Raw genomic sequence first — 26,216 nt, forward strand, 5'->3', positions numbered from 1 at the left:
CGGACACGTGCTGACGAACCGGCGCTTGATCGCCCGAGGATTCCACGATCTGGAGCGCAGCACCCGGTTCCTGCAGGCCAGGGAACTGTCCGGCATCAGCCAGGAGCGGCTGGAGGCCGGGTTCGCGGTCAGCGCCGACCCGGACCAGGCGCTGGTGTCGCTGGTGCGACTGCTGGAGAAAAACCCGTCCCTGGCGGACGTCATCAACATGGGCGGCGACGGCAGCGAAGCCCTGTTCCGGCTGCTCGGGGCTTCCGAGGCCCTGGCGGACTTCCTGCTCCGCCGGCCGGAGCATCTGGACGTCCTCGAGACGGACATCGGACCGGAACCCGGCCGGGTGCCGGCGTCCCGCCTGCGCAGCTCGCTGCTGCGTTCCGTCGGGGCGGACCCCTTGTCGGGACAACCGGTCGCCTCGTTTTCGGGCAAGGACGCCTACGTCGCGCTGCGGAGCACGTACCGCCGGCACCTGTCCGAACTGGCGATCCGGGACCTCTCCGCGGCCTCGCCGGTCGACTTCCTGCCGGACGCCGCCCGGGAACTGGCGGACCTGGCAGCGGCCGCGCTGGACGCCGGGCTTGCGGTGGCCCGGGCCGAAGCAGCGGAGCGTTACGGCGCCGGCGACGTCGCGGCGGTGCGGCTGGCCATCATCGGCATGGGCAAGTGCGGGGCCGGGGAGCTGAACTATATTTCCGACGTCGACGTGGTGTACGTCGTCGAGGCCGACGGGCGCGCCGACACCGAGGCCGGGGTGATCGGGGCGGCGCTGGCCAGTGGAACGGCCCGGGCCATCTCCTCGCCCGGCCCGGAACCCGGGCTGTGGGAAGTCGACGCCAACCTGCGCCCGGAGGGCAAGGACGGGCCGCTGGTCCGGACGCTGGACTCGCACCTGACGTACTACCGGCGCTGGGCCCAGAGCTGGGAGTTCCAGGCACTCCTGAAGGCCCGGGCCGTGGCCGGGGACGCCGAGCTGGGGCGCCGGTACGAGGAAGCGGTGTCGCCGCTGGTGTGGTCCTCGTCGGAACGGGAAGGGTTCGTCGAGTCGGTGCAGTCGATGCGCCGCCGGGTCACCGAAAACATCCCGGCCCATGAGCGCGGCCGTCAGATCAAGCTGGGCCGCGGCGGGCTTCGCGACGTCGAATTCACGGTCCAACTGCTGCAGTTGGTGCATGCCCGGGTAGACGAATCCATCCGCCAGCGCGACACGACGTCGGCCATCGCGGCGTTGAGCACGGCGGGCTACATCTCGCGCGCCGACGCGCAGGAATTCGATGAGGCCTACCGGTACCTGCGCGTCCTGGAACACCGGATCCAGTTGGTGCACCTGCGCCGGACCCACTTGATGCCCGACGACGAGCAGGCGCAGCGCGTGCTGGCCAAAGCCGCGCAGGGAGCGCTGCTCGAGAGGCGGCCGGCGCCGGCCGAGTTGCTGGAGAAGTGGCAGCAGACCAAGCGCAGGGTGCGGGCGCTGCACGAGCGCATCTTCTACCGGCCGCTGCTGGCCGCAGCCTCCAACCTGAGCCTGGACGAGGTGCGGCTGACCCCGGAGGCGGCGCAGGGCCGGCTGGCCGCGCTGGGCTACCAGGATCCGCGGGGTGCGATGCGTCATATCGAGGCCCTGACCGGCGGGGTCAGCAGGAAGGCGTTGCTGCAGCGCCAGCTGCTCCCGGTCTTGCTGGAATGGATCGCTTCCGGCGTGGACCCGGACGCGGGTTTGCTGGGCTTCCGCCGGCTGAGCGAACGGCTGGGAGACTCGCACTGGTACCTGGGCATGCTGCGGGACTCGAGCTCGGCCGCCGAACGGCTGTGCCACATCCTTTCCAGCAGCCGCTTCATCACGGATCTGCTGGAGGTCTCGCCGGAGTCCACGGCCTGGCTGGGCACAGACAAGGACCTCGTACCGCTCAGCTTCGACGCCCAGTGGCAGGAAATCCGGTCCAAGATGTCCCGCCATCCGGTGCCCGAGGAGGCCATCCGGCTGATCCGGCTGATCCGGCGCCGGGAAACGCTGCGCATTGCGCTCGCCGACTCCTCCGGGCTGCTGGAGCAGTCCCAGGTCGGGGCCGCTCTGGCGGACGCCGACCGTGCCGCCGTGCTCGGCGCGCTCCACGTCGCGGAAACCTCCGTGCTGGAGTCCGAGGAACGGCTGACGGCCCTGTTGGTGGTGGCCATGGGCCGGCAGGGCGGACGGGAGATCAGCTACGGCTCGGATGCCGACGTCATGTACGTGCACCGGCCCTTGCCGGGGGCCGACCCCGGCCTGGCCCAGCAGCAGGCGGAGCGCATTGTCACGCGGATCTCTTCCCTCCTGAAGCAGCCCTGCACACCCCCGGTGCTGGCCGAACGGGTGCTCGAAGTGGATGCGGCGCTGCGGCCGGAAGGCAAGAACGGGCCGATGGTGCGCTCGCTGGACTCCTACCGCGAGTATTACCAACGCTGGTCCCTGGTCTGGGAGGCGCAGGCCTTGCTGCGCGCCCGCCCGATGGCCGGCGACGACAACCTGGCGGACGAGTTCATCGGGCTCGTGGATCCGATCCGCTACCCGGAGGGGCTGGGAAGCGATCAGGTGCGGGAGATTCGCCGGATCAAGGCGCGGGTGGAATCGGAGCGGCTCCCGCGCGGCGCCGATCCGGCCCGCCATCTGAAGCTGGGCCGCGGGGGACTCAGCGACGTGGAGTGGCTGGTGCAGCTGCTGCAGCTGGAGCACGCCCGGAAGCTCCCGGAGCTGCGCACCACCAACACGCTCGAAGCGCTCTCCGCCATCGCCGCCGCCGGGCTGCTGCCGGGCGAGGACGCCGCCGCCCTCGGGCGAAGCTGGAGCCTTGCCACCCGGGTCCGGTCGGCCAATGTGATCTGGGCGGGCAAGAACTCGGACGTGCTGCCGGCCTCGCGCCGGGACCTCGAAGCGGTGGCACGCTGGTGCGGTTACGAGCCCGGGAACGCTGCGGCGATCGAGGAAGACTACCTGCGCCTGACCCGCCGCGCCCGGGCCATCTTCGAGCGCTACTTCTACGGTTACGGCACCTAGCCTCCCCGACACCAAGTGGTGCTGCCGGTCACCGGTCTGTACCCTCAATGAGGATCTTTTGCGCCTTGCACAGGCTGTACAGGCGTGCCCTGAGAACAAATCTAGGAGCTGTTTAGTTTGCACACCCTCCAACGCACCGGGCTGGGACGGCGCCTGCTGGCCCTGACCGGACTGCTGGCGGTGCTCTCGCTGGTCTTCGGCGGCAACGCGGCCGCGGCCGCGGCCCAGGCGCCGCAGAGCGCCAGCGGCAAGAGCTACGTCATCGGTACCGACACGACGTTCGCCCCCTTCGAGTTCCGCCAGGGCGGCGAACTGGTCGGCATCGACATGGACCTGCTGCGGGCGATCGCCGAGAACCAGGGTTTCGAGGTGGAAATCCGGTCGCTCGGGTTCGACGCCGCGCTGCAGGCGCTGCAGTCCAACCAGGTGGATGGAGTCATCGCCGGCATGTCCATCACGGACGAGCGCCGGCAGGTCTTCGACTTCTCCGACCCGTACTTCGACTCGGGTGTGCAGATGGCCGTGGCGCAGAGCAACAACGAGATCACCTCTTACGAGGACCTCGCGGGCGAGACGGTCGCGGTCAAGCGCGGCAGCGAGGGTGAAGCCTTCGCCGACTCCATCGCCGAAGAGTACGGTTTCACGGTCAAGCCGCTGGACCAGTCGGCCACCATGTACGACGACGTCAAGGCCGGCAACTCCGTGGCAGTCTTCGACGACTACCCGGTGCTGGCCTACGGCATCGCCCAAAACAACGGGCTGAAGGCCGTCACGGAGAAGGAACGCGGAAGTTCCTACGGCTTCGCGGTCAACAAGGACCAGAACCCCGAACTGATCCAAGCCTTCAACGCCGGCCTGGCCGAGCTCAAGGCCAGCGGCGAATACCAGCAGATCCTGGACAAGTACCTCGCTTCGCCGGAGACTGCCGGGAAGAGCAGCTTCTGGCAGCTGTTGACGGACAGCCTCCCCGCCCTGATGAAGGGCCTGGGGCTCACGCTGTTCGCCACGGCGGTCTCGATCATCATCGCCCTGGTCCTGGGCGTCGCCTTCGGGTTCCTGAAGGTATCCCGCCGGATCGTGCTGCGCGGGATCGCGACCACCTACGTGGGCATCTTCCGCGGCACGCCGTTGCTGGTCCAGGCGTTCTTCTTCTACTTCGGCCTGCCGCAGCTGACCGGGGCGCCGATCGACGTCCTCACCGCCGGCGTGCTGACGCTGAGCCTGAATGCCGGCGCCTACATGACGGAGATCGTCCGCGGCGGCATCCAGTCCGTGGATCCAGGCCAGATGGAAGCCAGCCGCAGCCTGGGCCTGGGCTACGTCAAGTCCATGCAGAAGGTCGTGATCCCGCAGGCGGTCAAGATCATGACCCCCAGCTTCATCAACCAGTTCGTCATCACGCTCAAGGACAGCTCCCTGCTCGCGGTCATCGGTTTCGCCGAACTGACCTACCAGGGCCAGCAGATCTACGCCTCCAACTTCCGTACCGGCGAAACGCTGCTGATCGTGGCGGCGTTGTACTTCGTGGTGATCACCGCGCTGATCAAGCTTTCCAACATCCTGGATAAGAGGTTCAACAAGTGAGCAAGATTCACGTCGCCGGACTCAGAAAAAGCTTTGGCAGCAACGAGGTCCTCAAGGGCCTCGACGTCGAGGTGGCCGAAGGCGAAGTCGTCTGCGTGATCGGGCCGTCCGGCTCGGGCAAGTCGACCTTCCTGCGCTGCCTGAACAAGCTGGAGGACATCAGCGGGGGAACCGTGGTGGTTGACGGTTTCGACCTGACCGACCCGAAGGTCGACCTGGACAAGGTGCGCCAGCACATCGGCATGGTCTTCCAGCACTTCAACCTGTTCCCGCACAAGTCCGTGTTGGAGAACATCATGCTGGCCCCGGTGGAGCTCAAGAAGCTCGGCAAGGCCGAAGCACGCAGCAAGGCCCTGGAGCTGCTGGAGAGGGTCGGGCTGTCTGAGAAGGCCGACGCCCGCCCGGCCCAGCTCTCCGGCGGACAGAAGCAGCGCGTGGCCATCGCGCGGGCACTGGCCATGAATCCCGACATCATGCTCTTCGACGAGGCCACCAGCGCCCTGGACCCGGAGATGGTGGGGGAGGTGCTGCAGGTCATCAAGGACCTGGCGGCGGAAGGCATGACCATGGTGGTGGTCACCCACGAGATGGGCTTCGCCCGCGAAGTCTCGGACCGCGTCATCTTCATGGCCGACGGCAACATCGTGGAGGAAGGCAGGCCGGAGGCACTCTTCGGCGCCCCGCAGCAGGCACGTACCCAGGACTTCCTGGCCAAGGTCCTCTGAGGTCCTCTGACCGGCCGACGGCGGTGCCCTCCGATGCGCGGGGGCGCGCCGCCGTCGGGCCCCGCCCTGTAGGTGTGTGGCCGGGAACAGGGCGCCGGGCTAGGCTGAGGCCGGAACCCAACCGAAGGAGGCGCCGGACATGACCGACATCGATGTGCTTGGACGCGAACACCTGGCCGTGGCCGTCGGAGCGCCGCACGGTCGCAGTGCCGCCTTGGTGGCCCAGGACGGTCCGCTGCGCCAGACGGTGTTGGCCTTGAAGGCCGGGGCGGAGCTGGGGGAGCACAACGCCCCGCTGGCCGGCACGCTGCTGGTCCTGGAAGGGGCGGTCACCGTGGTGTCCGCGTCCGGCCGCATGGCCGTCAACCAGAACCAGCTCGCCGTGATCCCGCAGGAGCGGCACTCGGTGGAGGCGTCCGAGGACTCGGTGTTCCTGCTGACAGCCGTCACCGAGACACGCCGGGACAGCTGAACGGCGCCGCCGAGACCCACCGGGACAGCCGAGCAACGCGCCGGGCCTTGCCCGCATGGCGCGTCGCGCGTCACCTGCGCAGCGCGCTGCGGATGATCGCCACCACTCCCGCGAACAGCAGCGCGGTGGCCGTCAGCACCAGCGAATAGGCGACCCCGACGCGCAAAATGACCAGGAACACCAGGAAGGCAACGGCAGCGCCGATGAGCGCGGCCCTGACCGGTCGCGGCGTGCGGCCCTGAGGTGCGGGCTCCCCGCTTTCGCCCATGGGCTTCATTTTGCCACGCCTCGCAGTCACAGCCGAGGCTCTCAGCTGCCATCAGAAAGTGGTGGGGCGAAGAGGCTATCGACCGGTGGTCGACACTTTTAGAAGCGCGGGCCGAGATGGCGCGGCTCTATGATCTGCTGAACAGTGCAATCGAGCGCCCTGAGCATTACGGTTGCACTCGGCGTCAGCGAGTACGGTCCGGCGCCACCGAGATAAAAGGCGACTGCACTGGACCGCAGTTTCGTGCCGAGCGCCTCGTGTTAGTGTCGGCCGTGTTAAAGATGCCTTGTATCCTGCTGAGGTATCGACGGAAATCAGCGAGGGCACGAGGTAAGCGGGCACATGTTGGGACCCACACTGACGCTGCGCCCGCTATTCATCACGCGGATAGCCTTTTTCGCGGGTACGTTGCTGTTTCTGATAGTGCTCTTCTTCGAGGTCAAAGCCGGCCCTGGCCCTTCTGGACGCGTGGGGGATCACCCCTTCGGGTCGGTGCCAGATGTCATATTGTTTGTGCTTCTTATGGGCGCCCTGCTGCTCACTGGCTGGCGAAACTGGCGGTTGGGTGTGCAAGTATCCGCCGCTGATCTAACAGTGTTCGGAGTCTTTCGGGATCGTACGGTCCCGCGGTCCGCATTCCGGGACATCACCATGAACTCTCTGCTCGTGTGGGAAGGGGCAGATGGGCAGATCCGGACCACGCCGATCACTGCGTTTTTAGAACTGGGTGGCGTGCTTGGCTTCGTAGCCCGTCACAACGAGCGGAGTCTCGCGCAATTGCGGGACGAGATCCGACCGAAGAATTGATGACCCGAGCGACCTTGCAGGCACGTGCTGGTGGATCCCCTGAGCATGGAAGCTTGGCCGCGTTTGGCGCTTCATCGCAACCGAGATTAACGCATACGAAATTTCGCAGAAGACGGCAGCACTAACCAGACCTGCGGCATGACTACGCCTCACTGTTGATCGCCTCCGGGGTCGGCGTAAAGGTCATCAGCGGTGCAAAGCCAAGACGATGCGCGACACGCCTATGCCCAGATGTTTCCGGACAAAGAGGAGTCCGCACGTGCTGCTGTCACCGAAGTGTTGGCAGCTCGTGCGGACTCTGTGCGGACTAACCCCGCGTTTACCGCGGAATCTAGCTAGCAGCCGTAGTAGAGCTCGAATTCGTACGGGTTCGGGCGGGCGGCCAGCGGCGCGATTTCCTCTTCGCGCTTGTAGGCGATCCAGGTGTCGATCAGGTCCTGGGTGAAGACACCGCCGGCCTGCAGGAACTCGTTGTCCGCCTCCAGTGCCTCGAGCGCTTCCTCCAACGAACCCGGAGCCTTCTGGATGTCCTTGGCTTCCTCGGCGGGCAGCTCGTACAGGTCCTTGTCGATCGGGTCGGCCGGCTCGATTCGGTTCTTGATGCCGTCCAGGCCCGCCATCAGCTGCGCGGCGAAGGCCAGGTAAGGATTGGAGCTGGGGTCTGGAGCGCGGAACTCGATGCGCTTGGCCTTCGGGTTGGAGCCGGTGATCGGGATACGGATGCCGGCCGACCGGTTGCCCTGCGAGTAGACCATGTTCACCGGGGCCTCGAAGCCCTTGACCAGCCGGCGGTAGGAGTTGACCGTCGGGTTGGTGAACGCCAGCACGGCGGAAGCATGCTTGAGCAGGCCGCCGATGTACCAGCGGGCGGTGTCGGAGAGGCCGGCGTAGCCCTTCTCGTCGTAGAACAGCGGCTGCCCGCCGGTCCAGAGCGACTGGTGGCAGTGCATGCCGGAGCCGTTGTCGCCGAACACGGGCTTGGGCATGAACGTGGCGGACTTGCCCCAGGCGTCGGCGACGTTCTTAACGATGTACTTGAACTTCAGCAAATCGTCGGCCGCGTGCGTCAGCGTGCTGAACTTGTAGTTGATCTCGGCCTGGCCGGCGGCGCCGACCTCGTGGTGGGAGCGCTCGACCTCGAGGCCGACGGCGTCCAGCTCCACGCAGATCGCGTCGCGCAGGTCCGCCTGCTTGTCGGTGGGGGCCACGGGGAAGTAGCCGCCCTTGACCGGGGTCTTGTACCCCTGGTTCCCGCCTTCTTCCCGCTTCCCGGAGTTCCAGTACGCCTCGACCGAGTCCACCCTGTAGAAGGAATGCTCGGGGCTGGACTGGTAGCGGACGTCGTCGAAAATAAAGAATTCGGCTTCCGGGGCGAAGAACGCGGTGTCGGCGATGCCGGTGGAGGCCAGGTACGCCTCGGCGCGCTCGGCCACGCCGCGGGGGTCGCGGTGGTAGGGGTCACCGGTGCGCGGGTTCACGATGGAGAAGTTCAGCGCCAGCGTCTTCTCGACGCGGAACGGATCGATGAAGGCGGTCGAAACATCCGGGATCAGCTGCATGTCGGACTCGGCGATGCCTTGGAAGCCGCGGATCGAGGAGCCGTCGAAGAGTTGGCCGTTCACGAAGAAGTCCGCGTCAACGGTCTTGGCCGGCACGTTGAAGTGCTGCTGGACGCCGGGCAGATCGGTGAAACGGATATCGACGAACTTAACGTCTTCGTCGGCGATGTACTTGAGGACCTCGTCCGCATTCTTGAACATCGGGTCATGCTCCTTACGCATTCTGGGGGAACCTGCCTCCGCTGTACGGGGCCGGCAACAGTTACAACAATAGGAGCAGGGAATTTCCCGACAGTGTCGCAAGTGTTTCGGGCAGGTTACGAAATCGATGTGCACTGCAAGTTTACCGTCAGTGGCCTTCACGCTTTACCGGCGGGAACTCCGGCCGCCCCCGGGGAAACCCCGTTACAGGCGGGACCGGTAAACTTGAGGGGTGGTAAGCAGACGCGATCTTGGTTCCTGGCTTGAAGGCCCCCCGCAGTCCAACATCCAGAAATGGCCCGGGCAGCGGCTCGGGCTCCCGCAATCCGGGCCCGGCTCGATTGCGCGTCCGGGGCGCCGGTTCGTGGCGCTGCTCATTGACTGGCTCCTGTGCTACGCGATCGCGAACGCCTTCCTGGGCGGAAGCCAGCTGGCCATCCTGGGGGTGTTCGCCGTCGAGCAGCTGCTGCTGGTGGGGACGCTCGGCTACAGTTTCGGCCACCGACTGCTCGGCATCCACGTGCGCAAACTCGACGGCTCCGCCTCCGGCTTGCTGGCCGCCGTCGTGCGCACCGTCCTCCTGTGCCTGGTGATTCCGGCGGTTATTTTCGACCCCGACCAGCGAGGCTTCCACGATCGCGCCATGGGCACCGTGCTGGTGCGCCGCTGAGGCAGCCTTCCTCGGTCGTGCCGTGAGCACCACCGTCCCGGCGCCCCGCTGAGCCGGCGCCTCACTGCAGGCCTCAAGCCTCCTGTCTGGCGCGATGCGTTAAACCCGAAAGGCTGCCGGTGAAACCGGCAGCCTTTCGGGTTTAACGGGCGGGACGCTCAGCGGCCGCGCATGGCCTTGCGGTCCGGGCGGGCCTTGAACGGATCCACGCCCTTGGGGATGGGGAGCTTGTTGCTGCCCAGGGCCGACAGGCGCTTGTCCACGGCGCTGACTTCCTGTTTGGTCAGTTCCTTCTTGAGCTTCTGCACGGTCTTGGCCACCTTGCTCAACTCCACCTGGCCTTCGCCGCGGCCGGTCTCGATCACATGGATCGTGACGTTGGGCAGAATGCGGCGAAGCCTGCGCCGCTCCGACTCGACCAGCTGCCGCACGCGGTGCGAGGGGCCCTCGGTGACCAGCACAATGCCGGGGCGGCCCACGGCGCGGAAGACGGCGTCCTGGGTGCGCGGGTTCACGGCCACCGGCTGGTCCTGCAGGATCCAGCCGCGGCGCAGCACGCTGAGGGCCGCGCCGGAAGCACCGGGCTGGCCCTCGATCTGCGAGAACGCCGCACGTTCGGCGCGCCGCGACAAGATGAAGGTGGCGGCCAGCAGGCCCAGCGGGATGGAGATGATCAGCAGCGTGACCCAGTTGTTGATCAGCAGGCCGATGACCAGGCCGACGGCGACGATGCCGAGGAAGGCCAGCAGCATGAACCAGACAACGTTCGGGTCGTTGCGCCGGGTCATCCGGAAGACCTGGCCGATCTGCTTCAGCCGGCCGGGCTGCTTGTTGGCTTTGGAGGGTTTCCCAGCCTTGGGCTTGCGTGAGAAGAGACCCCGCTTCGGGGCGTCGGAATCGGTGCTATGGGCCATAATGTCCAATTCTATCGTGAGCCAGGAGGCACTCGTGCCGTACGCGGACACGGCAACGGCCCGGCAGCCGGCAGGCTCCCGGACCGCGGTTCCGGCGGTTCAGCTACCGGGCAGCAATCAGCGTGGCGGCTTCCTGGCGGGTGCTGCCGGATTCGCCGATATGGGCGAGCTGGGGCGGGAGCTCCAGGCCCTTCTTGCGCATCGCGGTGGCCCAGAGGCGGCTGGCCCGGTAGGACGAGCGCACCAGCGGCCCGCTCATCACGCCCAGGAAGCCGATGTCCTCGGCCTCCTGGCTTAGTTCCACGAATTCCTCCGGCTTCACCCAGCGCTCCACCGGGTGGTGGCGTTCGGTCGGGCGCAGGTACTGCGTGATGGTCACCAGGTCGCAGCCGGCGGCGTGGAGATCGCGCAGCGCCTCGGAAATTTCTTCGCGGGTTTCGCCCATGCCCAGGATCAGGTTGGACTTGGTCACCATGCCCTGGTCGCGGCCCTGCGTGATGACATCCAGCGAACGCTCATAGCGGAAGGCCGGCCGGATGCGCTTGAAGATCCGGGGCACGGTTTCCACGTTGTGCGCGAATACCTCCGGTTTGGCGTCGCAGATGGCCGTGATGTGTTCGGGCTTTCCGGAGAAGTCCGGAATCAGGATTTCGACGCCGGTGCCGGGGTTGAGTTCGTGGATCTTGCGGATGGTCTCGGCGTAGAGCCACACGCCCTCGTCGGCCAGGTCGTCGCGGGCCACGCCGGTGACGGTGGCGTAGCGCAGGTTCATCTGCTGGACCGACTGGGCCACCTTGGTGGGTTCCAGGATGTCGACGGGGGAGGGCTTGCCCGTATGGATCTGGCAAAAGTCGCAGCGGCGCGTGCACTCGGAGCCGCCGATCAGGAACGTCGCCTCGCGGTCTTCCCAGCATTCGAAAATATTGGGGCAGCCTGCCTCTTCGCAGACGGTATGCAGCCCCTCCTTCTTGACCAGGTTCTTCATGCCCACGTACTCGGGGCCCATGTTGACCTTGGCCTTGATCCAGTCCGGCTTGCGCTCAACGGGGGTGGCTGCATTGCGGGCCTCGACGCGCAGCAGGCGGCGTCCTTCAGGGGCGAGCGTCACAACAGGGCTCCTTCGGTCTGGCGGTGGCCAGGGTCGGTGTCGGTGGCCGCGGGGCCGGGGGTGCCGGCCTTGACCAGGGATGTCTCGAACGAGCGGAGTTCTTCCTCCACCCGGTCTGCGATGTCGGCCGGGGCCACGTCCAGCCCGGTCTCGGCCTGGATGGTGGTGGTGCCGGCGTCGGTAATGCCGCAGGCAATGATCTGGCTGTAGGGTGCCAGGTCGTTCCGGCAATTGAGCGCGAAGCCGTGCATGGTTACCCGGCGGTTGACGCGGATGCCGATGGCGGCGATCTTGCGGGCGGGCCCGCGCTCGTCGGCCTCGATCCAGACGCCGGAGCGGCCCTCCATCCTGGTGCCGGCCACGCCGTAATCGGCGAGCACATTAATCAGGACCTGCTCGAGGATGTCAACGTAGTCGGCCACCCGGGTGGGATCCGGGAGGGCCACGATGGGGTAACCCACCAGCTGGCCGGGGCCGTGCCAGGTCAGTTTGCCGCCACGGTCCACGCTGACCACGGGGGTGCCGTCCAACGGCCGCTCATGGTCTTCGGTCCGCTTGCCGGCGGTGTAGACAGCGCTGTGCTCCAGCAACAACACGGTGCTGGGCGCCGTGCCCGCCACGACTTCGGCGTGCAGCTTGCGCTGCAGCGCCCAGCCTTCTTCATAATCGACGTAGTCAGGGGCGAAGCCCAGCCGAGAAAACTCAAGAGCCATTCAGCAAGACTACGCTCCGGGGGCCGGGCACTGCTATTTGTGTAACGACTCAAGTGCTGTGGATAACTCCTGCGCCCCGCGGCCAAACGGAGTACAAGTGGTCCATGGAAGATGGGCAGACACCCGGGGCGGCCTCCATGGGGCAGGAACCGCCGCGGCCGGCGGCGCCGGGGCTGCACGTGCAGCGGTGGCTGGGCAACGGCGCCTCGGCCTCGGTATGGCTGGTCCGCGACGCGCTGACCCGAACGGAGTATGCACTGAAGGTGCTGTCTGCGCCCACTGTTCCCTCCTCCTCGGACGACGCCGAACGCCCGCGGCCGGGGCCGCGCCCTGCCTGGCACGTATTAGCCGCCGATGAGGGGGAGCCCGCTCCCTGGGCGGTTGCCCCCGAGGGGCAACCGGGGGCCGCGGCCGCTGCCGCCGACCATGAACTATTCCTGTTGGCGGGGGCGCGGCATGAGCACCTGCTGCCCGTCCACGGACAAGTGGCAACCGACCGCGGGCCGGGGCTGCTGCTGGAATATGCTGCCGGCGGCTCGCTCGCGGCGCTCGTCGCCGCCCGCGGCCCGCTGGCCGTGGGCGAGGCCGTGACGATTCTGACTCCGATAGCCCAGGCCTTGGATTACCTGCACGGGACCGGGACCGTGCACGGGGACGTATCGCCCGGCAACGTGCTGTTCACCGCGGTGGGCAAGCCGATGCTGGCCGACCTGGGCGTCGCCCGCGCGCTGGGCAGCGACCGCCCACCGGCGGCGGGCACGCCGGGGTTCGGGGCACCGCGCAGCGGTTCCGGCGGCGGCCGGCTGGATCCCGAGGCGGATATTTATGCGTTGGCAGCCATCGGCTGGTTCGCGCTCACCGGCCGGGTGCCCGGTGCCACCGCGCAGCGGCCGCCACTGGCGGCGTTGGTGCCCGAGGTGCCCGATCCCCTGGTGGCCCTCCTGGAAGACGGACTGGCCGAGAGTGCAGGGGAGCGCCCCTCGGCGGCGGAGTTCGCCCGCCGGGCGATCCGGGCCGCAAAGCCGGAGGCACTGGATTTGACGGCGTCGGCGCATCCTTCCGTTGCCAGCCAGTTGCTGACCCGGCGGCAGGCGGCGGGTAAGGCTGCCGGCCGCCGGGACAGGGGGCCGCTGCCGCCGTTTCCGCGGGCGTCAGCCGGGGCCGGCCGTGGAGGCGGTGCCCGGCCCGCCCCCGGTAGGCGGGCCGCGGCCACGTTGGCGGTCGCCGCGGCCGCGGCGGCAGCGGGCATCCTGTTCGCCCTGGCCGGCAACGTAGCGCCTGCTCCGCCGAGCGATCCGGATGCGGTCTCATCGCCTGGTGGTGGCCGGTCGGTGCAACAGGTGTCCACGGCGCAGCGCGAAGGGCAGGACCCGGCTCCCCCCGAAGCCCGGGTACTGCCGGCGGAACTGGAACGTGCGCTGCGGGGCCGCGATGCGGCGGCGGCCGTGCCGGCCCTGGCCTGGTTGCGCACCGAGGCCGTCAGGACGCGCGACGCAACGCTGCTCAACCGGGTCAATATGCCCGGCACGGCCGTCATGGACACGGACCAAGGCATCATCGCTGCACTGGCAGGCTCCGGCAGTTGGCTCGACGGCTTCGAAACCACGGTGGAGAAGGTAACGGCTGATCCAGCGCCACCAGGCGGAGGGCCACAGGAATGGGTGGCCGCAACCGTCAGCACGTCGGCGTACCGGCAGGTGGCCGCCGACGGCAGCGTGCTGGGACGACGCGCCGAACCCAGCGTGCAACGGGTCCACCTTGAGATGGTGAGGCGGGACGCCGGCTGGCTGATCCAGTCAATCCGCGAGGCGCCCCGCCGCTCGGATGACCCCGGGGCCAGCACAGGCCGTGACTAAGATCGAGGCATGACTTCATCGAGCTACTTCCGCTACCCGCACGTGCACGGCGATCTGGTCACGTTCGTCGCTGAGGACGACGTGTGGGTCGCCCCCCTTGCCGGCGGCCGGGCGTGGCGTGTCTCGTCGCTGCAACTGCCGGCCCGGAATCCGAGGTTCTCGCCGGACGGGCAGCACCTGGCCTGGAGCGTGGTGCAGGCCAGCGCCCCCGAGGCCGTCACGGCGTCGGTCGACGGCGGGGGATTCCGCCAACTGACCTACTGGGGGCACGCCAGCACGAAGGTAAAAGGATTCACACCGGCGGGTCACGCCCTGGTGACGAGTTCCTTCGAACGCGAAGAATCACGTCACACCTGGGCCTACGCTGTGCCGCTGGACGGTTCGGACGCCCGGGTCCTGCCCTATGGGCCCGTCGACTCAATCGCGTTCGGGCCGGAACTCGGCGACGAGCGTCCGGTCGTGGTCGGCAGCGTGCTCTCGCGCGAACCGGCGTGGTGGAAGCGGTACCGCGGCGGAACGGCCGGCAAACTGTGGATCGACCGGGACGGCGGCGGCGAGTTCGGGCGCCTGGCGGCCGAACTCGACGGCAACCTGGCAGACCCGATGTGGATCGGCAACCGGATCGCGTTCCTGAGCGATCACGAAGGTTACGGCAACCTGTATTCGGTGGGGCCGGACGGAACAGGCCTGCGCCGGCACACCGACCACGACGGTTTCTACGTCCGCCATGCCGCGACGGACGGCACGCGCGTGGTCTTCGAGTCCGCCGGCGAACTCTGGATCCTGGACTCCCTCGATTCCGCGGACGCGGCCCGCCGGCTTGAGATCACGCTGGGCTCGGCATCCACGAGCCGCCGCAGCCGCCCGCTCGACGTGTCAAAGCACCTGGCCTCCGCCGTGCCGAATCCCAAGGGAACCGCCTCCGTCATCGAAACGCACGGCACGGTGCACTGGCTGACCCACCGGGACGGCCCGTCGCGCGCTGTGGAATCGACGCCCGGCGTCCGCGCCCGGCTCGCGCGGCCCCTCGGCGACACGCGGGTGGTCTATGTCGCGGACCACGACGGGGAAGAAGCCCTCTACATCCGCCAGGTCTTCGAACAGCTGTCCCGGGCCGACCAGCCTGCTCCCGCGGCAGCCGTGCCGGCCCCCGCCGAACCGGAGCCCGACGGCTTGCCGCGCCCGGTGTCGGCCTCCGCCGTCGTCCATCCGACCCAGTCCCAGCCCATCGTGGAGGTGCGGTCCGGCGGAAGGCAAGGCGGCGGCGGAAGCGGCGGCCGGGAACCGGACGCCCGTTCGGCTGAGGCGCTGGAGCCGCAGCAATTGCGCCGCGTGGAGCTGCCCGGCCCGGACCGGGTGAGCGCGCTTGCCGCCAGTCCGGACGGCAAGCTGGCGGCAGTGGCCACCGAATACGGCCAGGTACTGGTCCTGGACGCCGAAAGCGCGCAGCTCCGCCGGCTCTCCGAAACCGACCACGGGGCGATCAGCGAGCTGGTCTTCTCGCCGGATTCCCGCTGGATCCTGTGGGCCGAGCCCGTGACAGCGGAGGGCACCCGCACGCGTCTCCGGCTGGCCCGGGCCGACGGCACCGGCGGGATCGTCGACGTCACCGACGGACGCTTCCGCGACCATGGTCCGGCGTTCACCCCGGACGGCAAGTTCGCCGCGTTCCTCTCCGAACGGAGCTTCGATCCGGTCTATTCCACCCACAGCTTCGACCTGGGTTTTCCCGAATCGACCAAGCCGTTCCTGGTGGCCCTGGCCGCCGCCACGTCTTCGCCGTTCGGTCCGTCGGTGCACGGCACGCTGCCGGACGCGCCGCCGTCGGCCGGGAAGGATCACGACGGATCCCCGAACGGGGAGGACCAGGCCACGCCCGCCGTCGCCGACATGGTGGTGGACGCCGAACGGCTGGGAGAGCGGATCATCCCGGTCCCGGTCCGGCAGGGCCGCTACACCGACCTCAGCGCGGTAGACGGAGCCCTGCTGTGGCTGGCCAGCGACCCCGCCGGCGTCACCGGAGAAGGCCGCGCGTCGGCGGAAGAGCCGGAGCAGTCCCAGCGGCTGGAGCGGTTCGACCTCTCCCGCCGGGAGGTTTCCGTGCTGGTGCCGGCGCTGGACTCCTACGAGGTGTCCCAGGACCGCAAGCGGATCGTGTACGTGCACAAGGCGCAGGTCAAGGCCGTGCCGGCCGCCGGGAAGGTCGACGACGACTCGCCCGAGAGCGTGCAGGTCGACCTGGGCCGGATCCGGGTCACCCTCGAACCGCTCAAGGTCTGGGGCCAGGCGTTCGACGAGGCCTGGCGGCTGCAGCGCGACTTCTACTGGGCCGAGGACCTGGCCGGGCTGGACTGGCAAGGCGTCTACGACCGTTACCGGCCCCTGGTCGAGCGGCTTGGATCCCACGACGACCTGGTGGACCTGCTCTGGGAGCTGCACGGCGAACTCGGCACCTCGCACGCCTACGTTTCGCCCCCGCCGGTCGCGGAGCCCGGCTCCGGCAAACAGGGACGGCTCGGCGCCGACCTGGCACGGACCGAGGCGGGCTGGACCGTGCAGAAGATCCTCGCCGGAGAATCGTCGGATCCGCTGGCGCTGTCTCCGCTGACTGCTCCGGGCGCAGCCGTCGACCCGGGGGACGTGATCGCGGCGGTGGACGGCATCCCCGTGGACCCGCTGGCAGGCCCTGCGCCGCTGCTGGCCGGCGCGGCCGGGAAGACGGTCGAACTGACCATCGTCAACGGGGCGGGCAGCCCGGAAGCCGGCCTGCAGCGGCGAATCGCGGTGATCCCCATCCGCGACGAAGAGCGGCTCCGGTACCAGAACTGGGTCTCGGGGAACCGCCGCAATGTCCGCGAGGCATCGAACGGACGCTTCGGATACCTCCATATCCCGGACATGGTGGCGCGCGGCTGGGCACAACTCCACCGCGACCTGGATGTGGAGACCGCCAAGGACGCGCTCGTCATCGACGTACGGCGCAACCGCGGCGGCCATACCTCCCAGCTGGTTGCCGAGTTGATCGGCCGCAAGGTCACCGCCTGGAACCTCGCCCGCGGCGAGCAGCCGGGCACGTACCCGGCCCACGCGCCCCGGGGCCCAGTCGTCGTCCTCACCGATGAATACGCCGGGTCCGACGGCGACATCATCACCCAGGTGAGCAAGCTGCGCGGGATTGGTCCCGTAGTCGGGACCCGGACGTGGGGCGGGGTGGTCGGCATCGACGCGAAGTTCTCGCTGGCCGACGGAACCGGCGTCACGCAGCCGCGGTACGCGTTCTGGTTCACCCAGGGCGTGGGCTGGGGCGTGGAGAACTACGGGGTGGACCCGGACATCGAGGTGCCGTTCCCGCCGCACGCGTACGGGGCGGGGGAGGACCCGCAGCTGGAGCACAGCGTCGGCATCCTCAAGGAGATGCTGGGCGAGCTGCCGACCGACCAGCCGCCGGCGCGGGCCGGTTATCCCGTGCTGCGCCCCGGACCGCTGCCGCCGCGTCCGCAGGATGTGCGTTGACCTTCGCCTGGGCGCACGGGGCGTGAACGGAAGAACCCCGGCGCATCCAAGATGCGCCGGGGTTCTTCGGTCTGTTCGGGATTAGCCGGCCAGGGTGGCATCAATCGTGATGCTCGGGACGGAGGCCAGGGCGCCGGAGACAGGACAGGTGTCCTTGGCGCCGGAGGCCAGGCGCTGGAAGTCGTCCTCGCTGATCCCGGGCACGGTCGCGTTTACGGTCAGGCGAATCTCGGTGATGCCGGTGCCCGGCACGAAATCCACGGCCGCCGAGGTTTTAATGCTCTCGGCTGTGGTCCCGTTTTCCTTGAGCATGTTGCTGAACTGCATGGAGTAGCAGGTGGCGTGGGCGGCAGCCAGCAGTTCTTCGGGGCTGGTCTTTCCCTCGGACTGGTCCGCACGTGCCTTCCAAGTGACATCGTAAGTGCCGATCCCGGACGTTTCGAACGTAGTCTGGCCGGCGCCGCTAAACAGGTCGCCGTTCCACTCGGTGCTGGCAGAACGTGTTGTAGCCATATGTCCTCCTTGGTCGATCTCGGATGAGTTCCATGCCGGCCCGGCCGCGGGCGGCCGGCGCCGTCCTTTTCATACTAGGGGAGTTGCCGCGGACTGTCCGGGCGGCACCGGGTTAAGCCACAGCGGCCGGCCCCGGAGCCCGGGACCGGCCGCAGCGTCAGGAGCTTTGGAAAGTCAGTTCCACAAGGTCGCGATGGCGACGTTCAGCAGCGCCAGGCCGCCCACCGAGTGGGCCAGGCCGGTGGAAATCGGTTCGCCGGCCTTGTACTTGCGGCGGCCGATGAACGCGAGGACGCCCACGACGAGCCCGATGACCAGCTTGATGGTCAGCTTCACGTAGTCGGCGTCCAGGTTCAGGGCCGGAATCAGGCCCATCATGATGACGCCGGTAATCAGCTGGAGGGCCGCGCCGTCGAACTGGCGGGGGTGGACGGTGGGCTTCTTCATGTTGCCGATCCAGATGCCGACGATCATGGCGGCACCGACGATGTGCAGGAAGACGAAAATGCTGTAAAGGATGTCCATGGGCCCAGCTTATCGGCCGGGGAGGCACGCAGATCCGCGCCATGCCGCGGCGGGACGGGTATTTCTACCTGACGTAGTAGCGGCTGGCGGGCCGAGGGGACAAAGCACAGCGGCGGGCTGCGTCCACTGGGAACGCAGCCCGCCGCTCATCCGTGCGTCGCGCGGGGCAGGCCGGGCTAGAGGCCCAGGTCCGCCTCGAACTGTCCGGCTTCCAGACGCGCCCGCAGCGTCTGCAGGAAACGGCCGGCATCCGCGCCGTCGACCAAACGGTGGTCGTAGGTCAGGGACAGATACATCATCGAGCGGATGGCGATCGAATCGTCGCCGTTCTCATCCTGGACAACCATGGGCCGCTTGACGATGGCGCCGGTACCGAGGATTCCCACCTGCGGCTGGTTGATGATCGGAGTGTCGAACAGGGCGCCGACGCTGCCGATGTTGGTGATCGAGAAGGTACCGCCGGAGAGCTCGTCGGGAGCGATCTTGTTGCTGCGGGTACGGGCGGCAACATCGGCGATCTTGCCCGCCAGGCCGGCCAGGTTCAGGCTGCCGGCGTCATTGATCACCGGGACCAGCAGGCCCTTGTCGGTATCCACCGCAATCGCCAGGTGCTCTGCGTTGTGGTAGGTGATCTCCTGCTTTTCCTCGTCGTACTCGGCGTTCAGCTTCGGATGCTGCTTGAGCGCCTCCGCGACGGCCTTGGCGATGAAGGGCAGGTACGTCAGCTTGACGCCGTTTTGCTCCTGGAAGGACTTCTTGGCACGCTCGCGCAGCTTGGCCACCTTGGTCATGTCGACCTCGTGGACCTGGGTGAGCTGGGTGGAAGCGTCCAGCGATTCGCGCATCCGGCGGGCGATCACCTGGCGGATCCGCGGTGCCTTCTCGACGGTGCCGCGCTTGGCCGAGGCCGCGGCGTCCGCCGGAGCCTTCGCGGCGGCTGCCGGTGCTGCGGCCGGTTTGGCGGATTCGGCCGCCTCCAGCACGTCCTGCTTGCGGATGCGTCCGCCCACGCCGGTGCCCTTGACGTTGGACAGGTCCACGCCGTGCTGGTTGGCCAGCTTGCGGACCAGCGGGGTGACGTAGCCGGCGTCCGGGCCCGCGGCGGGCTCGGCGGCGGCCGGAGCCTCGGCCTTCGGAGCCTCGGCCTTGGGGGCTTCGGCCTTGGGAGCCTCGGCCTTCGGGGCTTCGGCGGCCGGCTGTTCGGCGGACGGTTCAACCACCGGGGCTTCGCGTTCCTCGGCAGGCGCGGCGGCCACCGGCTCGGCTTCCTTCGGCTCCGCCTTGGCGGGGCCGGCGCCGGTGCCGATGATGGCAAGCACCGAACCGACCTCTGCGGTCTCATCCTCGGCGACCTTGATCTCCTGAACCGTGCCGGCCACCGGGGACGGAATCTCCGTGTCTACCTTGTCGGTGGAGACCTCGAGCAGCGGCTCATCGACCTCGACCGTGTCGCCCACCTGCTTCAGCCAGCGGGTGACCGTGCCCTCGGTCACGCTCTCGCCCAGGGCCGGGAGGGTGACCTCGGTGCCTTCGCCGGAACCGGCGGCGGGCGCCTCCTCGGCGGGGGCTTCCTGCCGGGGCTCCTCCTGCTTCGGCGCCTCCTGTGCTGGGGCTTCCTGCTGGGGGGCTTCAGCCTCCTGCTGCGCCGCCGGCGCTTCTTCGGCGGTCTCGCCGGAGCCGGAACCGTCGCCAATCCGCACCAGCGGGGCTCCGACGTCGGCGGTTTCGTCCTCGGCGACCAGGATCTCTTCGATCACGCCGGCTACCGGAGAGGGGATCTCGGTGTCGACCTTGTCGGTGGAAACCTCGAGCAGGGGTTCGTCGACTTCGACCCGGTCGCCGACCTGTTTCAGCCAGCGAGTGACAGTGCCTTCGGTGACGCTTTCACCGAGGGCGGGCAAGTTCACGGTTTCAGACATGTGGTGCCCGTTCTCCTTTGAGTCTATTTTCCGGCCTGGCCGGTACATCGAGTCTTGTCTTGAGCCTAGTGCACCCGCCCGGCGGGGACGGGTGCACCAGGAGAGGGCCTGTTAGCCGTGCAGCGGGCGGCCGGCCAGCGCCATGGCGGCCTCGCCGAGGGCCTCGTTCTGCGTGGGGTGCGCGTGGATGAGCGCCGCGACGTCCTCCGGGTAGGCTTCCCAGCTGACGATCAGCTGGGCCTCGCCGATCTGCTCGCCGATGCGGCCGCCGATCATGTGCATGCCCACAATGGGGCCGTCCTTTTCGCGGACCATCTTGATCATGCCGCTGGTGCCCAGGATCGAGCTCTTGCCGTTGCCGGCCAGGTTGTACTCGACGGTCTCCACGTTGTCCTTGCCGAACTTCTCCTCGGCCTGCGGCTGGTTGAGGCCGACGGAGGCAATCTCCGGATCGCAGTAGGTGACCTTCGGGATGTTGATGTCTTCGATGAGGGCCGGCTTGTTGCCGGCAATCTCCTCGGCCACGAAGATGCCCTGCTGGAATCCGCGGTGGGCCAGCTGGACGCCGGGGACAATGTCGCCGACGGCGTAGATGTTGCCGACACCGGTGTGCAGCCGCTCGTTGGTGATCACGAAGCCGCGGTCAACCGTGAGGCCGGCTTCCTCGAAGCCCAGGCCCGCGGTGCTCGGTCCGCGCCCGACGGCAACCAGCATCAGGTCGGCTTGGAACGTCTTGCCGTCGGCCAGGGTGACCACCACGCCGTCGTCGTTCTGTTCCACCTTTTCGAAGAACACGCCGGTGTTGAACTTGATGCCGCGCTTCTTGAACGCGCGCTCCAGCTGCTTGATGATCGCCGGGTCCTCGTTGGGCACCAGCGAGGGCAGGCCCTCGACGATGGTGACGTCAACGCCGAACGAGTTCCATACCGAGGCGAACTCGACGCCGATGACGCCGCCGCCGAGCACCACGGCGCTCTTGGGCAGGGTGTCCATCTTCAGGGCATGGTCGGACGTGATGACCTTGCCGCCGATTTCCAGGCCCGGGAGGGTCTTGGAGTAGGAGCCGGTGGCCAGGACGATGTTCTTGCCCTTGTAGGCGGTGCCGCCGACCTCGATGGTGTCCTTGCCGACGAGCTTGCCTTCGCCTTCGATGACGGTGATGCCCTTGGACTTCACCAGGCCGGTCAGGCCCTTGAACTTCCCGGCGATGACACCGTCCTTGTAGGCATTGACGGCAGCCATGTCGATGGAATCGAGGCTTACGTTCACGCCGTACTTCGCGGCGTCCTTGGCGTGGTCGGCCAACTCGGCCGAGTGCAGCAGCGCCTTGGTGGGGATGCAGCCGTTGTGCAGGCAGGTGCCGCCGAGCTTGCCCTTTTCCACCAGACCGACGCTGAAGCCCAGCTGCACGGCGCGGAGGGCAGCGGCATAACCGCCGCTGCCGCCGCCGAGGATCAGGATGTCGAATTCTTGCGCTGTTGCCGAATCGGCCACGTGAACGCTCCCTCGCGTGTTCGCAACGTGTGGTGACACGTCGATGAGTTGATTGGGGTTGACGAACGAAGTTGGTTGGGTCTCACCTTAGCCCTCCCGCATACCATCATCTAGTTGGTGACGGCCCCAACAGGCCGGATTGTGTGCGGATTCACGCGGGCGCGCTCCGAGGCGCGGGCCTTTAGGAGCTGCGGGCCACTACATCCTCGGCGTAGGCCACCAGCGTGCGGACGGCGACGCCGGTGCCCTCCTTCGGGGTGTAGCCGTGCGGGGATCCTTCGTTGAAGGCCGGGCCGGCAATGTCGAGGTGGGCCCACGGGATGCGCGCGCCGCCGGATTCGCCCACGAACTCGCGCAGGAAGATCGCGGCCGTCAGCATGCCGCCGTACTTGTCGCCCATGTTGGACAGGTCTGCCACCTGCGAGTCCAGGCTGGGACGAAGTTCCTCCGGCAACGGCATCGGCCAGAACAGTTCCCCCGCCCGGTCGGCGGCGGCCTTGACGGCATCGCGCACGGGTTCGTCGCCCATGACCGCGGCCACCCGGCTTCCCAGCGCGACCATCTGCGCACCCGTCAGGGTGGCGACGTCCAGCAGGACGTCGGGATGTTCCTCGCTGGCGGCGGCCAGTCCGTCGGCCATGACCAGCCGGCCTTCGGCGTCGGTGTTGAGCACTTCCACCGTCTTGCCGCCGTACATGGTTAGTACGTCGGAGGGCCGGGACGCGGTGCCGGACGGCATGTTCTCCGCCAGGCAAAGCCACGCCGTGGCCTTCACCGGCAGTCCCAGCTCGGCGATCGCCAGGACGGCGTTCAGCACCACCGCCGCGCCTGCCATGTCGCACTTCATGGTCATCATGCCGGTGGCGGGCTTGAGCGAGAGGCCGCCGGAGTCGAAGGTGATGCCCTTGCCCACGAAGGCGAGCTTCGCCTTGGCCCGGACCGGCGCGTATTCGACCTTGACCAAGCGGGGCGGGCGGCTGGATCCCTTGCCGACGCCGGTCAGGCCCCCGTAACCGTCTTTCGCCAGCCGACCCTCGTCCAGGACGGTGACCTTGACTGGCAGGTTCCGGGCCATCTGGGTGGCAGCCTCGGCGAACGTCTCCGGGTACAAGTGGCTCGGCGGCTGGTTGACCAGGGAGCGCGTCGCATTGACCGCCCGTCCCAGCACCGAGGCCCGCTTGAGTGCCTTCGCCAGTTCCTTGTCGCCGGCAACCGGCGTGATGACGGTGGCTTCCGCCACCGGGCCGCGGGCCCCGGCCGCCCGGGTGCGGTGATCGCTGAAGTCATAGGCGCCCAGGGCGGCGCCTTCGGCGACAGCCGCCGCTTCGGCCACTGTTCCGGCCGGCAGGCCGAGTGCCACCGAGCGGACCCCGGCCAGTTGGCGCACCGCCGAGCCGGCGGTGCGGCGCAGGGTTTCTTCCGTCAACGCCTGCCCGGGCAGCAGCTTCCCGACGCCGGCCAGCACCACCACGTCCGCCCCGGCCCCGGGCAGCCCCGGCAGGCGGTGGACCTGGTCGGCCGCCCCGGTGACGCCGAGCAGCGGAAGGGAGTCCTGCAGCGACTTCGAGGCCTTGGCCGGCAGCGGATTCTCCAGCAGGACCGGACCGTCTCCGTCCTGCCCGACCGCAATGACGAGGGCGGCTGACTTGGCCTTTTTGACATCCTTGGCAATGGCGCTGAGCTTGAGCTCGGTCGTGGGGATCACGCAGATCTGTCCTAACTTCTCCTACAGCCGGCCGGCCGGACGGGTGGTGCCCGCCGCCGCTCACCGGTTGCTTACCGTTGTGTCTACAGTAGTTCCAGCAGGAATGAGCCTTTGAAAAGGTTGGCCGGAACAGGGCCTGCACCTGTCGATCGTAGTCTCTCCGCACCGGATGCGGTGCCGCGCACGCGCTGTCCGGCCCGCGGGCCGGAATTTTTCCGCCCGCCCGGGCGCTGAACATTGCGAGAGGCATGCACGGCAGGGAAAGAGACGATGCCGGAACGGAGGGCACATTGCTGGATCCACGGTCGCTGATGTCGACCAACGCGGAGTTGTTCGACTCGCCTGAGCTGCGCGGGCTTGATCTCGTCATGGGATTCACCGGTGCTGCGGAAGCCGGCCACGTGGTGGAGCAGATCGGCGACGAGCTGCTCGACGGGCTCGACGCACAACTGGTCGCCTCCTTCGACGCCGACCAACTGGTGGACTACCGCAGCAGGCGGCCCCGCATCACCTTCGCCGGCGACCGTTTCACCGACTACGAAGCCCCCGCCATCGAGCTTTACAGGCTGGTCGACGGGCTCGGCACTCCGTTCCTGCTGTTGACCGGCCCCGAACCCGACTACCAGTGGGAGCGGTTCTCCCGTGCGGTCGTCTGGGTGGCGAACCGGCTCCAGACGCGGCTGGTCGCGTGGGTCCAGTCGCTGCCCATGCCGGTGCCCCACACCCGCCCGATCGGCGTCACCGTCCACGGCTCGCGGCAGGACCTGATCGACGGGATCACCAGCTGGAAACCGCAGGCGGAGCTGCAGGCCGGCATCGGCCCGCTGCTGGAAGTGCGCCTCGCAGAGGCCGGCCGTGACGTCGTCGGCTATTCCATCCACGTGCCCCACTACCTGTCCGACGCCCAGTACCCGCCTGCCGCCGTCGCGGCGCTGGAGTACATCGGTGCCGCCACCTCGCTGACGTTGCCCACAGACCGGCTGCGCGAGACCGGACGCGAGGTGGAAAGCCAGATCGACCGGCAGGTACAGGACTCCGCGGACGTCCAGCGCGTCGTCGGCCGGCTGGAAGAGCGGTACGACGAGTACGCGGGGCATGAAGAGCGCCGCTCGCTGCTGGTCAAGGACAACGAAGAGCTTCCCGACGCCGACGAGATCGGCGCGGCAGTGGAGGCCTTCCTGGCCACTCAGCCTGCCACCGACGACGACGGCGCCGAAGGAGCCTCCACGGGGTCCGGCGACGCCGATTAGTCCCGCGCCCCGGACCGTGGGCAAGATGGAGCAATGGATTCGCGGCGTGCTTGGTGGGTGTGGGGGAGCGGGATATTCGCCTACTTGGTGGCGATCACCCAGCGGACCTCCTTCGGCGTAGCAGGCCTGCAGGCCACCGAGCGCTTTGACGCCACCGCCGCCGCGTTGTCGACGTTCACCGTGGTGCAACTGGTGGTGTACGCGGGCCTGCAGATCCCCGTCGGCCTCATGGTGGACAAATACGGACCCCGGATGATGGTGGCCGGAGGGGCCGTACTGATGCTGGCCGGGCAAACCGCCCTGGCCTTCGCGTCCTCCGTCCCCGAAGGGCTGGCCGGACGCGTCCTCGTCGGTGCCGGCGACGCGATGACCTTCGTGTCGGTGCTGCGGCTGCTGCCCAGTTGGTTCAGCGGGAAGCACATTCCGTTGCTGACCCAGTTAACCGGCCAGCTGGGCCAGATCGGCCAGCTGATCAGCGTCATCCCGTTCGTGGCCATCCTTAACCTGGCGGGTTGGACGCCGGCTTTCCTCTCTGTTGCCGCGCTCTCCGCGGTGGCCTTCGTCCTTGCCCTCGCAGTGGTCCGCAACGAGCCGGGACCCCGGCGGACGGCCCCGCAGCCGACCCTCCGCCAGACCGGCGCGTCGCTGGCCGAAGCGTGGCGGGAACCGGGTACCCGACTGGGACTGTGGACTCATTTCACGGTCCAGTTTCCCGCGAACGTGTTCATGCTCATGTGGGGTTACCCGTTCCTGGTGTCGGCCCAAGGCCTGACGCCGACGGAAGCCTCGGCGCTGATGACGGCAGCGGTCATGACCTCCTTCGTCGCCGGCCCGTTGCTGGGCCGCTGGGTGGGCCGGCATCCCCTCCGGCGCTCCACCATGGCCCTGCTGATCGTGGGGGCCATGTCGGCGGCCTGGTTGTGCGTCCTGGTTTACCCGGGCCCGGCCCCGTTTTGGCTGCTCCTACTGCTGGTCATGGCCGTGGCCGTCGGCGGCCCGGGTTCCATGATCGGCTTCGACTTCGCCCGGACCTTCAATCCGCTCAGCCGCGCCGGAACGGCCACCGGGATTGTCAACGTCGGCGGCTTCATCTCGGCGCTGCTGGTGATGCTCGGCATGGGCGTGGTGCTCGATGCCCTGCTGGCCAGCGGGTTCTCGCAGGGCGACCTGTACGCGCTGGACTCGTTCAAGCTGGCCTTCAGCCTCCAGTTCCTCTTCCTGATCGCGGGCACGCTGGCGATGCTGGCCGTGCGCAAACGAGTGCGCACCCGGATGTCGCACGGCGGGATTACCGTGCCGCCGCTGCGCGATGCGCTGGCACGGGAGCGCCGCCGGCGGCGCGAACGGACCCGGGAACGCAGGGGGAACGGCGGAACCCGGGGCGGCTGAGCACCC

20 protein-coding genes are annotated in these 26,216 nt (G+C 68.2%); 10 read left to right on the top strand and 10 right to left on the bottom strand.

Annotation, left to right across the window (positions count from 1 at the left end; all coding sequences use genetic code 11):
• Positions 1-7 precede the first annotated feature (7 nt).
• From AC5RVG_RS10490 to AC5RVG_RS10505, 4 genes are all read left to right on the top strand, one after another.
• Positions 8-3,025 carry a bifunctional [glutamine synthetase] adenylyltransferase/[glutamine synthetase]-adenylyl-L-tyrosine phosphorylase gene (locus tag AC5RVG_RS10490; RefSeq protein WP_494013815.1) on the top strand — a complete coding sequence of 1,006 codons (3,018 nt, stop codon included), beginning with the start codon at positions 8-10 and terminating at the stop codon, positions 3,023-3,025.
• A gap of 117 nt (positions 3,026-3,142) precedes the next feature.
• The gene (locus tag AC5RVG_RS10495) at positions 3,143-4,609 is read left to right on the top strand and encodes an amino acid ABC transporter substrate-binding protein/permease (protein WP_494013816.1); all 1,467 of its coding nucleotides are present in this window, start codon (positions 3,143-3,145) and stop codon (positions 4,607-4,609) included.
• Complete coding sequence (locus tag AC5RVG_RS10500; protein WP_494013817.1) at positions 4,606-5,334, top strand: amino acid ABC transporter ATP-binding protein; 729 nt, start codon at positions 4,606-4,608, stop codon at positions 5,332-5,334. Before AC5RVG_RS10495 ends, AC5RVG_RS10500 begins: the two co-directional genes overlap by 4 nt.
• A 139-nt stretch (positions 5,335-5,473) precedes the next feature.
• Positions 5,474-5,806 (top strand): cupin domain-containing protein, encoded by a 333-nt coding sequence (locus AC5RVG_RS10505; RefSeq protein ID WP_493977940.1) that lies wholly within the window; start codon positions 5,474-5,476, stop codon positions 5,804-5,806.
• A gap of 70 nt (positions 5,807-5,876) precedes the next feature.
• On the opposite strand, the gene AC5RVG_RS10510 is transcribed toward AC5RVG_RS10505, so the two are convergent.
• Positions 5,877-6,074 (bottom strand): hypothetical protein, encoded by a 198-nt coding sequence (locus tag AC5RVG_RS10510; RefSeq protein ID WP_494013818.1) that lies wholly within the window; start codon positions 6,072-6,074, stop codon positions 5,877-5,879.
• Between the two features lie 342 nt (positions 6,075-6,416).
• On the opposite strand from AC5RVG_RS10510, the gene AC5RVG_RS10515 reads away from it, so the two are divergent.
• Complete coding sequence (locus AC5RVG_RS10515; protein WP_494013819.1) at positions 6,417-6,881, top strand: hypothetical protein; 465 nt, start codon at positions 6,417-6,419, stop codon at positions 6,879-6,881.
• A 335-nt stretch (positions 6,882-7,216) separates the two neighbouring features.
• Here the strand turns inward: AC5RVG_RS10515 and glnA are convergent, their stop codons facing one another.
• Positions 7,217-8,641, bottom strand: coding sequence for a type I glutamate--ammonia ligase (glnA, locus tag AC5RVG_RS10520; RefSeq protein ID WP_493967363.1), 1,425 nt, complete (start codon positions 8,639-8,641; stop codon positions 7,217-7,219).
• Between the two features lie 232 nt (positions 8,642-8,873).
• Between glnA and AC5RVG_RS10525 the strand changes: the two genes are divergently transcribed.
• Entirely contained in the window at positions 8,874-9,311 is a 438-nt protein-coding gene (locus AC5RVG_RS10525; protein WP_494013820.1) for an RDD family protein, read from the top strand.
• Between the two features lie 158 nt (positions 9,312-9,469).
• Here the strand turns inward: AC5RVG_RS10525 and AC5RVG_RS10530 are convergent, their stop codons facing one another.
• The 3 genes from AC5RVG_RS10530 to lipB all read right to left on the bottom strand — a co-directional run bounded on the left by AC5RVG_RS10530 (position 9,470) and on the right by lipB (position 12,046).
• Positions 9,470-10,225 carry a DUF4191 domain-containing protein gene (locus AC5RVG_RS10530; RefSeq protein ID WP_493978004.1) on the bottom strand — a complete coding sequence of 252 codons (756 nt, stop codon included), beginning with the start codon at positions 10,223-10,225 and terminating at the stop codon, positions 9,470-9,472.
• Between the two features lie 103 nt (positions 10,226-10,328).
• Positions 10,329-11,333 (bottom strand): lipoyl synthase, encoded by a 1,005-nt coding sequence (gene lipA, locus AC5RVG_RS10535; protein ID WP_494013821.1) that lies wholly within the window; start codon positions 11,331-11,333, stop codon positions 10,329-10,331.
• Positions 11,330-12,046 (bottom strand): lipoyl(octanoyl) transferase LipB, encoded by a 717-nt coding sequence (gene lipB, locus AC5RVG_RS10540; RefSeq protein WP_494013822.1) that lies wholly within the window; start codon positions 12,044-12,046, stop codon positions 11,330-11,332. The genes lipA and lipB overlap by 4 nt, the downstream gene beginning before the upstream one ends.
• A gap of 104 nt (positions 12,047-12,150) precedes the next feature.
• Here lipB and AC5RVG_RS10545 point away from each other — a divergent pair, with 104 nt between their 5' ends.
• Positions 12,151-13,902 carry a serine/threonine-protein kinase gene (locus tag AC5RVG_RS10545; protein ID WP_494013823.1) on the top strand — a complete coding sequence of 584 codons (1,752 nt, stop codon included), beginning with the start codon at positions 12,151-12,153 and terminating at the stop codon, positions 13,900-13,902.
• Positions 13,903-13,911: 9 nt separating this feature from the next.
• Entirely contained in the window at positions 13,912-17,415 is a 3,504-nt protein-coding gene (locus AC5RVG_RS10550; RefSeq protein ID WP_494013824.1) for a S41 family peptidase, read from the top strand.
• Positions 17,416-17,496: 81 nt separating this feature from the next.
• Here the strand turns inward: AC5RVG_RS10550 and AC5RVG_RS10555 are convergent, their stop codons facing one another.
• The 5 genes from AC5RVG_RS10555 to AC5RVG_RS10575 all read right to left on the bottom strand — a co-directional run bounded on the left by AC5RVG_RS10555 (position 17,497) and on the right by AC5RVG_RS10575 (position 23,571).
• Complete coding sequence (locus tag AC5RVG_RS10555) at positions 17,497-17,928, bottom strand: OsmC family peroxiredoxin (protein WP_493987444.1); 432 nt, start codon at positions 17,926-17,928, stop codon at positions 17,497-17,499.
• 174 nt (positions 17,929-18,102) lie between these two features.
• Positions 18,103-18,453, bottom strand: a complete 351-nt coding sequence (locus AC5RVG_RS10560) for a hypothetical protein (RefSeq protein ID WP_494013825.1) — start codon at positions 18,451-18,453, stop codon at positions 18,103-18,105.
• A 176-nt stretch (positions 18,454-18,629) separates the two neighbouring features.
• Positions 18,630-20,372, bottom strand: a complete 1,743-nt coding sequence (sucB, locus tag AC5RVG_RS10565; protein WP_494013826.1) for a 2-oxoglutarate dehydrogenase, E2 component, dihydrolipoamide succinyltransferase — start codon at positions 20,370-20,372, stop codon at positions 18,630-18,632.
• Positions 20,373-20,483: 111 nt separating this feature from the next.
• Positions 20,484-21,866 carry a dihydrolipoyl dehydrogenase gene (gene lpdA / locus AC5RVG_RS10570; protein WP_494013827.1) on the bottom strand — a complete coding sequence of 461 codons (1,383 nt, stop codon included), beginning with the start codon at positions 21,864-21,866 and terminating at the stop codon, positions 20,484-20,486.
• 181 nt (positions 21,867-22,047) lie between these two features.
• Positions 22,048-23,571, bottom strand: coding sequence for a leucyl aminopeptidase (locus tag AC5RVG_RS10575; RefSeq protein WP_494013828.1), 1,524 nt, complete (start codon positions 23,569-23,571; stop codon positions 22,048-22,050).
• A 248-nt stretch (positions 23,572-23,819) separates the two neighbouring features.
• Between AC5RVG_RS10575 and AC5RVG_RS10580 the strand changes: the two genes are divergently transcribed.
• Together AC5RVG_RS10580 and AC5RVG_RS10585 are read left to right on the top strand one after the other, a co-directional pair.
• Positions 23,820-24,821 carry a proteasome assembly chaperone family protein gene (locus tag AC5RVG_RS10580; protein ID WP_494013829.1) on the top strand — a complete coding sequence of 334 codons (1,002 nt, stop codon included), beginning with the start codon at positions 23,820-23,822 and terminating at the stop codon, positions 24,819-24,821.
• Between the two features lie 33 nt (positions 24,822-24,854).
• Positions 24,855-26,210 carry an MFS transporter gene (locus tag AC5RVG_RS10585; RefSeq protein ID WP_494013830.1) on the top strand — a complete coding sequence of 452 codons (1,356 nt, stop codon included), beginning with the start codon at positions 24,855-24,857 and terminating at the stop codon, positions 26,208-26,210.
• The last annotated feature ends 6 nt before the right edge of the window (positions 26,211-26,216 follow it).

The organism is Arthrobacter senegalensis (genome assembly GCF_059091765.1).

Excerpts from the sequence above, each read along its gene's own strand:
- AC5RVG_RS10505 (WP_493977940.1), top strand. The coding sequence starts at position 5,474 with ATGACCGACATCGATGTGCTTGGACGCGAACACCTGGCCGTGGCCGTC.
- AC5RVG_RS10555 (WP_493987444.1), bottom strand. The coding sequence starts at position 17,928 with ATGGCTACAACACGTTCTGCCAGCACCGAGTGGAACGGCGACCTGTTT.
- sucB (WP_494013826.1), bottom strand. The coding sequence starts at position 20,372 with ATGTCTGAAACCGTGAACTTGCCCGCCCTCGGTGAAAGCGTCACCGAA.
- AC5RVG_RS10560 (WP_494013825.1), bottom strand. The coding sequence starts at position 18,453 with ATGGACATCCTTTACAGCATTTTCGTCTTCCTGCACATCGTCGGTGCC.
- glnA (WP_493967363.1), bottom strand. The coding sequence starts at position 8,641 with ATGTTCAAGAATGCGGACGAGGTCCTCAAGTACATCGCCGACGAAGAC.
- AC5RVG_RS10550 (WP_494013824.1), top strand. The coding sequence starts at position 13,912 with ATGACTTCATCGAGCTACTTCCGCTACCCGCACGTGCACGGCGATCTG.
- lipB (WP_494013822.1), bottom strand. The coding sequence starts at position 12,046 with ATGGCTCTTGAGTTTTCTCGGCTGGGCTTCGCCCCTGACTACGTCGAT.
- AC5RVG_RS10510 (WP_494013818.1), bottom strand. The coding sequence starts at position 6,074 with ATGGGCGAAAGCGGGGAGCCCGCACCTCAGGGCCGCACGCCGCGACCG.
- AC5RVG_RS10585 (WP_494013830.1), top strand. The coding sequence starts at position 24,855 with ATGGATTCGCGGCGTGCTTGGTGGGTGTGGGGGAGCGGGATATTCGCC.
- AC5RVG_RS10580 (WP_494013829.1), top strand. The coding sequence starts at position 23,820 with ATGCACGGCAGGGAAAGAGACGATGCCGGAACGGAGGGCACATTGCTG.
- AC5RVG_RS10545 (WP_494013823.1), top strand. The coding sequence starts at position 12,151 with ATGGAAGATGGGCAGACACCCGGGGCGGCCTCCATGGGGCAGGAACCG.
- AC5RVG_RS10530 (WP_493978004.1), bottom strand. The coding sequence starts at position 10,225 with ATGGCCCATAGCACCGATTCCGACGCCCCGAAGCGGGGTCTCTTCTCA.
- AC5RVG_RS10515 (WP_494013819.1), top strand. The coding sequence starts at position 6,417 with ATGTTGGGACCCACACTGACGCTGCGCCCGCTATTCATCACGCGGATA.